A 12521-nucleotide genomic window follows, 5' to 3' on the forward strand; every position below is an offset into this window, starting at 1 on the left:
TCTTAACAAGGCTGATTTATGATGAAAAACGAAAAAATTGAAAATACAGAGCAAAAGCCCGATGTAATTGCAGGACGAAATCCTGTAAGCGAGGCTGTTCGCAGCAACCGCCCGATTGACAAAATTCTTGTTGCAAGGGGCGAAAAGAGCGGTGCGATTGTGGGAATACTTGCAAAAGCCCGTGACAAAAAAATACCCGTTAAAGAAGTTGACCGCACAAAGCTTGATTATGTGAGCGGCGGAGCAACTCATCAGGGCATTGTCGCATTTGCGGCGGCAAAGGATTATTCAACGGTTGAAGATATCCTTGAATATGCCGAAAGCAGAGGCGAAGCACCGTTTGTTGTTGTGCTTGATGAGGTTGAAGACCCTCACAACCTCGGTGCAATAATAAGAACTGCGGAATGTGCCGGAGTTCACGGAATTATTATTCCCAAACGCAGAAGTGCCGGTTTAAGCTACACGGTTGCCAAAGCGTCTGCAGGCGCAATTGAATATATGCGTGTTGCAAGGGTGACCAATATCGCAGTTACGCTTGATGAACTCAAAGAAAAAGGCGTGTGGGTCTACGGCGCAGATATGGACGGCACGGATTATGACAAGTGCGATTTTTCGGGTGCGTGCGCAATTGTTATCGGCAACGAGGGCAAGGGCATTTCAAGGCTTGTTCGTGAAAAGTGCGATGTAATCGTGTCGTTGCCGATGAAAGGTCAGATAAATTCCCTCAACGCGTCGGTTGCCGCAGGAATTTTGATGTACAAAGCGATGAAAAACCGCTGATGTCAAATTGAAAGTTGAAAATTATTTGTACAATTTATGCGTAGGGGCGGATATTATCCGCCCGTTTTGAAGAAATTTAATGTTTAAATAAAATCATTTGATGTTATCAAAGTTGTGTGTTTAAATGTCAAAGATTGTAAAAACAGAGAGTACAGCTCGGGCGGCATAGTTTCCGATAAATCTAACTATCTGCCCGAGAGTAAATAAAAAGGAGTGAATGCTTTGGCTGATATGGATAAGGACAGGCTCAAAGAGCTTGAAATTGAGAGCATACTCGAAGAAACCCACTATCTTGCCGATCAGGAGCGAATGGAGCAGACGGCTGAAAAGTACCGTGTAAAACCAAAGGTTGAGGAAATTTTCAGCAATGCAGATAAAAAGCCAAGATTGAAAAATGTAAGTCCGCTCGATGAGTCCGAACCCGACACCTCAAATTCAATAGTCGGAGATAAAACAGCCGCCACGATGCAGGCAGAGCTGATAATGGACGGAAATGACGATGAACTTGTAACTCCCGAACAGCTCAAAGCAGAAGCCGAAAAAAAGGCGGCAGAAAGAGCCGAAAAGGCTAAGCGTGAGTACGAAGAGGCAAAGAAAAAAGCCGCAGAGGAAGAAAATAAGATAGTGACCCTCACCCCCGAATACGACGAAAACACAGAGTTTTCGGGTGAAGTACTCGGCGAGGTTGAGCAGTTTCGCGAGGATGCCGAAATCAAAAGCTACCATACAATTGATATTGATATTCCCGACGGTAAGACTGAAAAAAAGGAAGAAAAAAAAGAGGACTCCGCCGAGGCGCTTAATACTCCTGTCCATCAGCTTCAACCCCCCGAAAAGCCGCCGCGCAAGGTGGTTGCAAAGGTTCCTGTTTACCGTCCCGATGAACCGAGGAACATTCTCAATGTCAAGGCAGGCAGATTTTCCGATGCCGTAGCTAACGAGTATGAGGAATATGTCCGTTCCAAAAATCCTTCGGTAATTGCTCATGTGCTTCGTCCCGAAACAGCTGTTGCCGATGAAGGAGCTGCCCCTGCCGAGCAAAATCACAAGGACAGTCGTCCTTTGGGCGAAAAAGTGATTTCTGCACTTGTAGGAATTTTCTCAAAGGATGAGTCGGATGACAGCGATACCGTCAAAGACGAAAATGCCGAGCCTGTTGAGGATTATACGGGCGAAGAGGACGAAAGAAGCATATTTTATGAGCTTAACCATAATATAAAAAAGCTGTTTATGAGAAGTCTGCTTTCGGGAATTATTGCGGCTATAGTTGTTGTGCTTACGGTTGTGACAAGACTTTTCCCGAGTGGAATCTGTTCCGCAATACCGTTTGCGCCTGCGGCATATGCAATTTTACTGTTTGTTCTTATGGCGGCGTCACTTGTGCTTAACCGTGTTGCAATGCTGAGCGGACTTTCACCGCTTGTTCGTGTAAAGGGCAATTCAGACACGGCTGTTGCAGTTGCCGGTGCGGCAGGAATGATTCAGATAATAGTGTCGTTTTTCTGCCTCGGCGATTTAAACGGCTTCTATGTAAATTATTACACGGTAATTCCGTTGATTGCTTTTTTTGCGAACAATGTCGGCAAGCTTCTGATGGTTCTTCGTGTAAAGGACAATTTCCGCTTTGTGTCGTCAAAGGGTCAGAAGTATGCTTCAAAAATTTATAATAATGAATCTGTTGCAAGACAGATGATGAGCGGCACCGCCGCCGACCGTCCCATTATTGCCTATCAGCATAAGACCAAATTTCCGGCAAACTTTCTGAAAATATCTTATGCGCCCGACCCGAGTGAGGATTTGGCGTCAAAGCTTGCCCCGATAACAACGGTTGCGTCAGTGATAATCGCGATTATATACGGTATTGTTAAAATGTCGTTTGCAGACGCGTTGAACGCATTTGCGCTTGTAGCGGCGGTATCTGTTCCGGTGGCAACGCTTTTGTCGGTAAATGCGCCTGTGAGAAAGCTCTGCAAAACTTTGCTTTCTTACGGTGCAATGCTTTCGGGCTATCCGTCGGTAAAGCAGTTCTGCGACAGCACTGCAGTTATGATAGATGCAACCGAGCTGTTTCCTGCTGAGTCAATCTCACTTGAGGGAATTAAAACCTTTGAGGAGTACGCAATTGACGAGTCGCTTTTGTGTGGCATAGCAATTCTTAAAGAAGCTCAGAACCCAATTGCAAATGCATTTGATTCGGTTGTTGCCGAAACAAACGAAACTCTTCCCGAGGTTGAAAGTGTGCTGTACGAGGACGAAATCGGTCTTGTCGGCTGGATTAACAGCGAGAGAATCCTTGTCGGCTCACGCACCCTTATGGAAAAATACAGCGTTGAAGTTCCTAATATTGAATACGAGGAGAAATACACCTCCTGCGGCAGACAGGTTACATATCTTTCGAGAGCGGGCAGACTCGTTGCAATGTTCGTTACAAAATATACCGCCGACCCTCAGCTTAAGGCTGAAATGCAAAGAGCCGAAACCAACGGCGTCAGTTTTCTTATCAGAACAACCGATTATAATGTTACAAATGACCTTATTGCAAATCTTTACGATTTGTTCTACCGCAGTATCAAGGTGCTTCCGACAGGACTCGGAAATGTTCTCAAGGAGGCGGAGGATACGGTTGAGGAAACCTCCCGTTCCTACCTCATTACAAACGGCAAGGCCGCTTCGCTTGCCCGTGCCGTAACAGGCTGTGTGAAGATTAAGCATAATATTTCTCTTTCAATTATAATTCAGCTGATTGCCGTAATTCTCGGATTGCTTGTGGCGTCAACCCTTTCGCTGTATGCCGGGGTGAGTGTTATGGGTTCGCTTGAAGTCTTGATTTATGCGTTGTTCTGGGGTGCCGCCGCTGTGTTTGCCCCCGCACTTCAAAAACCGTAGAAAGGATGTAAAGTATGAAAATAGCTCCGTCACTTTTATCTTGTGACTTTTCAAAAATGGGTGAAGAAATAGAAAGAATGGATCAGGCCGGTGCAGATTGGATGCACCTTGATGTTATGGACGGTCACTTTGTTCCCAACATAACCTTCGGTGCACCGATTATCAAGGCGGTAAGAAAGCTTTCAAACCGTCCGTTTGATGTTCATCTTATGATAAGTGAGCCGCTTAAGTATATTGATGATTTTGCCGACGCAGGCGCTGATATCATCACATTTCATGTTGAGTGTGATTCCGATATTGACAGTACGATTGATAAAATCAAGTCAAGAGGAGTAAAGCCGGGGCTTGTGCTAAAGCCAAACACTCCTGCATGGACAGTGTTCCCGTATCTTGAAAAGCTTGATGTCGTACTTGTTATGACAGTTGAACCCGGATTCGGCGGTCAAAGCTTTATGCCGAATATGATGCCGAAAGTTAAGGAAATCAAGAGAGAATGTCACCGCAGAGGTCTGGACAATATCCTGATTGAGGCTGACGGGGGAATCGGAAGAGATACAATTGAACAGGCTGCCGACGCAGGCGTTGATGTGTGCGTTGCGGGAACGGCTGTTTTCAGAGCCGCAGATCCGGCAAAGGCAATTGAACTGTTTAAAACTTTTTGACGCTTTTATAAAACGGACAATCGGATTAAATTGCCGACAGCAATACTGTCCGCACCGAAATTGCTCTTGACACAGACTTTTTCTTACAAAACAATTGTTGATAGATAAAATTAAATACTATAGTATTATTATCGGTTATTTCTTTACTGTGAAACGAAAAGAAGACGATGTTCACAATAATCAGACATTAAATTTGTGCATAATAGCAAATGTACCGTTATTTTGCACATATTTTAAGGCGAAAAATTTTCGTTAAAAGAATAACACTTTTGTTGTATGAACGACAACATTGTGCTATAATTTTAATTGAGCTCGGTAGTTCGGAACGATTGAAATACCGAGGTTTGGAAGTTAGTCACAATTTGTGACACAAGTATATTTTATTTTTAAGGAGTAATTAGCATGAAAAAAATCCAGAAAAAGCTTTCTGTGGTTCTTGCGGTTATGATGGTGCTGTGTATGTTCACCGCCCTCCCATTTTCTGCAAGTGCTGCCGAAAAAACTTCTACAAACAAAATCAGTGTTACATCAAATGTAACAGATCCTGTTTCGTATGAGTATAATGCAAATACAAAACAGGTTGTTGTTACATACAATCTTCAGGCTAAGAATATGATTCTTAACACACAGGGCACACTCTCATATGACAGCTCTGTACTTAAGCTTGCTTCAACAAACACAAGAAACACTGATTTCCCTGTATTCAAGGACACAATCGTTTGGAACAAAACTCTTAAGAATGAAGTGCTCTTCAACTGCTCAAGCCTTGATCTTTACAACTTCAAACAGAAGAGTGTTTATTGTACATTCACATTTGATGTTGTAGGCAGCGGCGACACAACAGTTGACCTCGATGTTGAGGTTCTTACAGGTACAATGGCTGACTCATATGACGATCTTTTTAACGGTAAGGATGTTGATATCACATATGTCAATAAGTATGGCAGCGAAAAGGCAGACGGCGCTGTATTTACTGCTGAGGCAGTTCTCGTTCAGGGCGAAGAGCCAACAACAGCTCCTCAGCCCACAACAGCAACACAGCCTACAACTGTAACACAGCCCACAACAGCTCCCGCAACAAAGCCGACTCAGCCTGCAACACAGCCGACAAAGCCGGTTGGTGAAACGACACTTAACTTTGTTGTACCAAAGACAGTATCCAGCCCGAAATGTTGGGATGACGGTATCTATCTTGCATACAGCAATAAGTATGCCATTAACACATTTACAAAGATTCAGCTTACAAAGACAACAGATTTCCTTACACCTGATTTAAAGACAGACAAGCTTACAGCAGGTACATATGCTCTCTACACTGTAACACTTTCAAAAGAGCAGGCAGAGGCTGTTAGCAAGGCAATTTATGTAGTACTTGTAAACAAATCGAATACATACAAGACTTATGTAAGTTCAAAGTACAATCTTCTTAAAGCTCCGACAGGAACATATAGTGCAGATTACAACACAGCTAAAACATCTCTTGCAAATCTTAATGATTGCACATTCATTATGAATGGTGAAGTAACAACAGGAACAAGCATAGACGGTTACGGCACATATACAGGATACTGGACAAAGTGTACTACAGTATACGCAGTGGCACCGGCATCAACAAAGTGGAAGAACTGTTGGAATCAGGGTGTATATATTGGATACAGCAATGATTACAAGATTGGTTCATTCAATAAGATTAAGATGACAAGAACAAGCACATATGCAGATGTAGATTCAAAGACTAGTCAGCTTGTATCAGGTACATATCCGGTATATACTGTGACTCTTACAGAGGATCAGGTGGCTGCAATTGATGCATCAACATATGTAATCTTTGAGAATGCTTCAGGTACATACAGAACTTACATCAACGGCAAGTACAGCGTAATGAAAGCTCCTGCCGGAAAAGAGTATTCATCAGAATACACAAAAACAAAAGCTAAGCTTGCCGACAGAGCAAAGAACACATTTGTAATCTGTGACGGTATTAGCACCGGTTCAAGTATTGAGGGTTACGGCACATTCACAGGATATTGGTCAACATCAGAAGTTAAAATCGTAGAAAGCACAGCAACACTCTACTGCGTATTCCCGGCACCTGTAAAGGGCAAGACAGCAATGGACAAGGGAGTATATCTTGCGTATGGTTCAAGTAACTCACCGGCTGATCTTACTAAGATTGAAATGAAGAAGACAGCCGATAAGTATACTCCATCGTTAAAAACTAAGGCTCTCGTAGGTGGTAAGTATTCTGTATACTCGGTAACACTTAACAGTGATCAGATTGAGGCAATTGATAATGCTAAGAATGTTGTATTCTGCAACAGTAAAGGTAATTTCAGAACGCTCCTTTCACCCGGATACAATGTATTAAATGCTAAGAGCGGTAGTTATAGCGCAACATACAATAAGGGTACATTTACAACAGCAGACCACAATGGTGAAACATTTGTTGTATGCGACTCAAAGGTAACAGGTTCTAGTACTGATGGTTACGGTATGTTCCTTGGCTATTGGAATCTCGGTGAGAAATAATTGCTAAATTGCAATTGATAACAAATATTAATGCATAAGAGAAGATCCGATGTCTTTGGTGACATCGGATCTTTTATTAGTATGAGGGATTATATATTAATGCTCTAAGGTGAAAGTTCACTGAGAGGTAGTTGCGAACGAAGTCTCAATGTCAATAGTTGGGGTAACCCGAAAAAACAGAATATGTGAGAATTACAAGCGGCGGCGAATTAAGCTGTCGCTTGTTTTGTTGCAGAACTGATATGTTTGTTGGAAAACATATGTAAGATGCGGTTACGAAAACGCTTGAAATTTCTGTAGCCGTAAGCATTTCTTTTGAGAATGTAACCGTCAAAACAGCCACCGTGTAAATTCACGGTGGCTGAAATACTAATCACTTGATTTTGTTGTTTTAGTTCGGCACGGTTGTGGTCAATTTGCAGTCTGCCGTCTTCGATGTACCTTCTCAGATACGGTTCTTCCTCAATCAGATAATTGATCGCCTTGCCGAGTTTGTCTTTGATGCGATGTTTCTGTGTGATTTTGCCCACGCAAAGAACGCATTCATTCAGCAGGATTATCGTTCACTATGATTTTATTGTAGCAGGATTCAATAAAGCCATTGGTGGTTAATGTAGAAAAAGAATTTATTCGCTTATGATCTATTATTTTAGAAAGTTTGAAAACCTCTTTGTTAAAAGTGCATATGCCGCATAAAAGATAAATCCAACAATTGCAATTATCCATCGTACTATCCAAAACTCCATCAAAAGATAGGCAATAATGATTGCAATAATAAAAATTAAGGTTGGAACTGCAAACTGTTTAAGGGGAAACAATTCTCTGTCAAGCTTGCGTGAATGCTTTGAGTGCATTAAGAATGAAACCATATAGGAGATCACCGTAGTAAAGCAGGCTGCCATTCCTCCGTATAAGGGAACAAAAATGAAATTAAGCACAATGTTTGTGATTGCGGCAACGATGGTGTTAAACGCAATGTATTTTGTTGACTTATAGTAGTATTCTACATTTACATACACAGTGTACATATACATCTCATAGGAGGCAAATACAAGAGGGGGAATCATATATATACCACTGTAGTACTGTTTTGTCGCCATAATTTTTACTATTTCCGGAGCAACAAACATAAGGCATAGCATAAGCACAAGAGCTATTTCAAGATATTTTGTGATATTTTTGTTAATGGTTGATTTCTCACCTGTCATAAGTTTTCGGGTGAACCACGGGACCCACACAGCCTCAAGAGATGCGGTGACTGCCATGGCAACCATACTTAAATTATAAATCAGACTATAAACTCCGGCTTCAGATGAGTTATACAGGTTTGTAATCATAATTCTGTCGGAACTTGACAGAAGAACAAGTGAAAGACCATGGAATATAAGTGGCAGGGAATATGTGAGTGCATATTTCCAATATAATTTGTTTAAAGGCTTTTTTCCTCGGATAAATGACGAAATTACAAAATATATTCCGACCACCATATATACTGCGGCGTATGGGATAATATATCCGAAGTATTTTTTATCGCCGTCGTGCATATTCATAATGGTGAATATTGCAATAACCTGAATCGTCAAATTTGGAAGTGCCAGCAAAAGAGTTTTTCTTATGTAATCAACTTTCATCATATATTTTGTTGTCATAGCAGTTGCTACAAATTGAAAATATGACTGTATAAGACAGCATATGACGAGAATTATATCAATGTTACCAAAAATAAACATTCCGGCAATGATTAAAGCTGATGATACAAGAAAACTGAGTAATGACAGACCAAAAATTGATGACATATAACCTTCAATGTCATCGTGAAAATCAACATATGCTGTTCGGATTGAGTTACCAAGTGAAAGTCCGACAATAAGAGTTAATATGCTGACCCATGACAAATAGGTTTGAGCAATTCCGTACTCAGAAGTTGTAAGAAGTCTTGTAAATATTGGTATGGTAAAAAATGCAAGAGCTTTGTTAAATAGGTTGCCAACCATATAAAAAGCACTTGCCTTTATATTTTTATCGTTTTTCTTACTTGTATTGTTCAAGTATGAATCACATCCCTAAAATTTAATCGTTGCTTTTTTGGATTTAATTCGTTTGTTATTTTTATATATAAAGTTACCGTCACTATCTCTTTTGGGAAGAGCATACGATATAAAAGTTGATAAGGTGAGAATTGAAAAGAAGTAGTATATGTTGTAATAAGCCTCGCTTTGAAGCATAATCATAAATGCACAAAGAGCACCTGACACAACAAACGGAATCTTGCCGTTTTTGCGATTTTTGTATAAGGCAATACCACAAATAATAAGGATGGTAAAGAAAAGCAGAAATCCGGGGACTCCGCTTTTGTACAAAAGATTCAGGTAATAGTTATGGGCATGTGTAGCGCCTATCAGATCTCTTGAAGCCTGATTATCGATTTCTCCGACACCGAAAATAGGTGATTTATAAAATGCCTCAAGAGCACTGTCCCATATGTTAGTGCGACCTGTGAAAGATAGATCCCTTCCAAGCACATTAACAATTATAAACGAAAATGCTTCCTGTACTCGCAGGATAATTACTCCAAAGAAGTAAATGATATTTATCACAATATAAGTAACAATGTTAAGAAATTTTGGCATCCAGTTGATGAGAGCCAGAAAAAGGAACAGTATAAATATCATAATACCGATAACACTGGTTGCGGAAAATGCTAATATTACTGTTGCGGTTGATATGACGCAAATTAGAAAAGAAGACACAGTCAGTCTGTCATATAATCTGAGGGATCGAACAACCGAAAAAATCATTGCAGGAAAAATAAGCATAATCGAATTATTTCTATAACCAAGGAAGTAGTTTGTTGTGAATGTGTTAAACTCATACATTCCTTGTGGAAACAAAAGTACAGTGATAAAGTTAATTAACACGAATATTCCCAAAACAAAGGTCGCACCGTCAAGCAGTGCATCAGGGTCAGTTTTTAGTCCCATTTCAACAACTAATACAATTGCAAGAGAATTGAATATTGTCAGAAACAAGGAAGAATAGTTTCCGTCACAATAAATCGTTGCCAGTATCCTCCAAACTTCAAAAAACAAAAATATTACAAAGTACATTGAAAATTTTTGATAAAAGAGGCAAAACCACACCAGAAGGACGGCAATGATGAGTACCTTCAGCACATTTGAAATTTTATCAAATGTCTGATATTGAGGCATTTGTGAAAATATTGCAGGTTTATACAGAACCATAAATACTATGGCGATAAACCAGTTTTGATTCATTAGTTTTTTCATCAGTACTCTCCCGTCATAATTTTCTTTTTATCTTTTTAAGTAATGGAAGAACTCCAATTTTATTAAGAATTTTATTTCGTTTTATTTTATACTCCCGTTTTCTGTCTATTGTTGCGTATCTTTTAACAAGTACATCAAATGGGATTGTGTCAAGCTGTTCAAAAAACTTGCTTCGATTCTGATGTGCTTTGGTTGGAGAACCCATTACAGGGTAGGTGAGATTGAGCATATCTTTTGGAATTTCTTTGAATGTTATTTCATTCTTTATTTTTTCAAAAAGCTTACAGCCTTTATCACTGTTTAGGATAACAAAAGAAGTTCCTTTGTGGTCATCAAAATCAGGGAAAATCTGTCCGATAAGCCACAAGTCGCCAAGAGTAATGTCGCTTACTCTCGGGAATGATTTAAGACGGCATTTGCTGCATGACGGACGGTTAAATAATGAAAAACCAAATCCACGGGCATAGCTGTCATCTTTCCAAAATGTACTTTTTTCAGTTTCATCATATTTGACGGTTAGTGAATAGTCTTCCCAACTGATTCGTTTATCTCTGAATGAAACAGACTGTATACATTTTTTTTCAGGATTTATAAATTCAAGATACCTTTGCCATATTTTGGGAGAAGGTACTCCATGGCAGAAAAGATCTATCAAAATAAGATTATCGTAATTTTTGTCAAGATAGCTTTTCAATGCTCTTATTTGACAAGGCGTGCCGGAAAACATAACTGTTTTCCCTGTATTAAGAAGTTCTTTGATTTTTTTATAGATGCCTTGAGTACTGCTTTGCACATATTTTGAACCGCTGATTTTTTTTATGTCTTTATCATTTTCGATTACAATGTGTTTTACATTAAATTCTTCGTCAAATGCAGCTCCTACAACTACACCGCCATTTGATATGATTGCTTTTGCAAGGTGGGTAAATATACCGCCTGATGTGCTTTCGTGTCTGATTTCTTTGTCGTTACTTTTAGCGGCAAAAGCAGTAAAATCATTTTCGCCTTTGCGAAACTGCTTTATTGGGCAGACTTTAAGGCAGGCCGAACATTCAACGCATTTTGATTCGTCAATTTCAGGATATAAAAATCCTTCTTTATCGGGCTTCATAGAAATACTGTTTGTTGGACACTTATCTGCACATGCAGAACATCCGCAACAATCATACTTGTCAAATAATTCAATATGCTTTGATTTTTTCGGGGGGATTCCGTCAAGTGCTTTTAAAATGTAGTTGAATGACTCGTTTTTGAGATTGTCAAGAAGTGCATTGGTTTTATTATAGTCAATAGATTTAGCAATCTTTTTGTCCCAATCCGGTAAAATATCACTGCATTTTATGTGTCTGTACTCAAGCTTAAGACTTTTTAAAAGTGATTCAAGTCGGGTGTTGGTTGAGCCTTTCATTCCGCTTGCAAAACGCTCAAAAACAAAATACTGACGCTCAAATATAGTTGAAAAAACACTGCCGTGAAATGAATCCGTACATACAAACTGAGCATTCTTTATCAAGTTGATAAAACCGTCGGGTCCTATATCATATAGTGAAATATCTGCATAATTATCATCACTTTCCGTATATCCTTCAATATACGGAATACAAACAACTTTAAAGCCTGTCTGTTCAGAAAGTTTCCTTACAACCTTTCTGTGTTCAGGGTTCTGTCCAAGAAAATAGCAGAATATGTATTTTCCATCCACGATTGGAGTGTCACCGCTCATCTTATCCCAACTTTTTTTGTTTACCATAAGGGTAGGATCAAGAACAAGCTGAGCATCACGACCGGTAAGATTATGTACGAGCTTGCAACCGCTTTCTTCTCTGCATGAGAGAAAGTCAAAATTATTGATTGAATTTTGGTAGAGTTTTTTGTCAGAATTTTCAACAGTGCTTATGCCAAAACTTGGGGCATAGGCAATTTTCCGTGTTCCCTCAGGAACAAATGAAAGTGTATAATAATTCTGTCTTATATGTACAGGCAGCCATATCTGATCGCTTCCGCATATAACCGCATCGTATCTTTTAGAATATTCCCTCAATGAATCAAGATTTACAAAGTTACGCGTTGTATGCAGATTGTTGTTGACAAATTTATTAAATTGGTTGTTTCTGAGAGAAATGCACTCCGCATAAACGGCATTGCTGACAGCTTTTTTTGTTGCTTTTTTATACTTGGCTTTTTCTCTGAGCTTCTTGGGTGAAAGCAGAGTTAGAATTTTGTCTTTTTTACTTGAAATATGTGTATAGTTGATAATTTCAGTGTCGTATCCTATTTCAGAAAAAATTGTTTGCATGGCATAGGCCTGCAATTTTGTACCGTAATTTTGAGTTTTGTATGGAGTTGCCAGACCTATCATTTTATACCGCCTCCGGTA

At 39.7% G+C, this 12521-nt stretch carries 8 protein-coding genes; 4 read left to right on the forward strand and 4 right to left on the reverse strand.

The genetic code is table 11. From position 1 onward, the window contains the following. Positions 1–21: 21 nt before the first annotated feature. The 4 genes from rlmB (at position 22) to RBATCC27255_RS08995 (ending at position 6857) form a co-directional block, all read left to right on the forward strand. A complete protein-coding gene (gene rlmB / locus RBATCC27255_RS08980) occupies positions 22–780 on the forward strand; it encodes a 23S rRNA (guanosine(2251)-2'-O)-methyltransferase RlmB (protein ID WP_101029675.1) in 759 nt (252 codons plus the stop codon). Between the two features lie 222 nt (positions 781–1002). Next, entirely contained in the window at positions 1003–3666 is a 2664-nt protein-coding gene (locus RBATCC27255_RS08985) for a hypothetical protein (RefSeq protein WP_101029676.1), read from the forward strand. A 14-nt stretch (positions 3667–3680) separates the two neighbouring features. Beyond that, entirely contained in the window at positions 3681–4328 is a 648-nt protein-coding gene (gene rpe / locus RBATCC27255_RS08990; protein WP_101029677.1) for a ribulose-phosphate 3-epimerase, read from the forward strand. A 402-nt stretch (positions 4329–4730) separates the two neighbouring features. Then, entirely contained in the window at positions 4731–6857 is a 2127-nt protein-coding gene (locus tag RBATCC27255_RS08995; RefSeq protein ID WP_101029678.1) for a hypothetical protein, read from the forward strand. Positions 6858–7066: 209 nt separating this feature from the next. On the opposite strand, the gene RBATCC27255_RS10785 is transcribed toward RBATCC27255_RS08995, so the two are convergent. From RBATCC27255_RS10785 to RBATCC27255_RS09015, 4 genes are all read right to left on the reverse strand, one after another. Next, positions 7067–7387, reverse strand: coding sequence for an IS66 family transposase (locus RBATCC27255_RS10785; RefSeq protein WP_101029679.1), 321 nt, complete (start codon positions 7385–7387; stop codon positions 7067–7069). 114 nt (positions 7388–7501) lie between these two features. Then, a complete protein-coding gene (locus RBATCC27255_RS09005; protein WP_101029680.1) occupies positions 7502–8905 on the reverse strand; it encodes a lipopolysaccharide biosynthesis protein in 1404 nt (467 codons plus the stop codon). Positions 8906–8920: 15 nt separating this feature from the next. After that, positions 8921–10144, reverse strand: a complete 1224-nt coding sequence (locus tag RBATCC27255_RS09010) for an O-antigen ligase family protein (RefSeq protein WP_101029681.1) — start codon at positions 10142–10144, stop codon at positions 8921–8923. A 13-nt stretch (positions 10145–10157) separates the two neighbouring features. Beyond that, a complete protein-coding gene (locus RBATCC27255_RS09015; protein ID WP_101029682.1) occupies positions 10158–12503 on the reverse strand; it encodes a polysaccharide pyruvyl transferase family protein in 2346 nt (781 codons plus the stop codon). Between the last annotated feature and the right edge of the window lie 18 nt (positions 12504–12521).

Source organism: Ruminococcus bromii, from assembly GCF_002834225.1.
Taxonomy (GTDB): domain Bacteria; phylum Bacillota; class Clostridia; order Oscillospirales; family Acutalibacteraceae; genus Ruminococcoides; species Ruminococcoides bromii.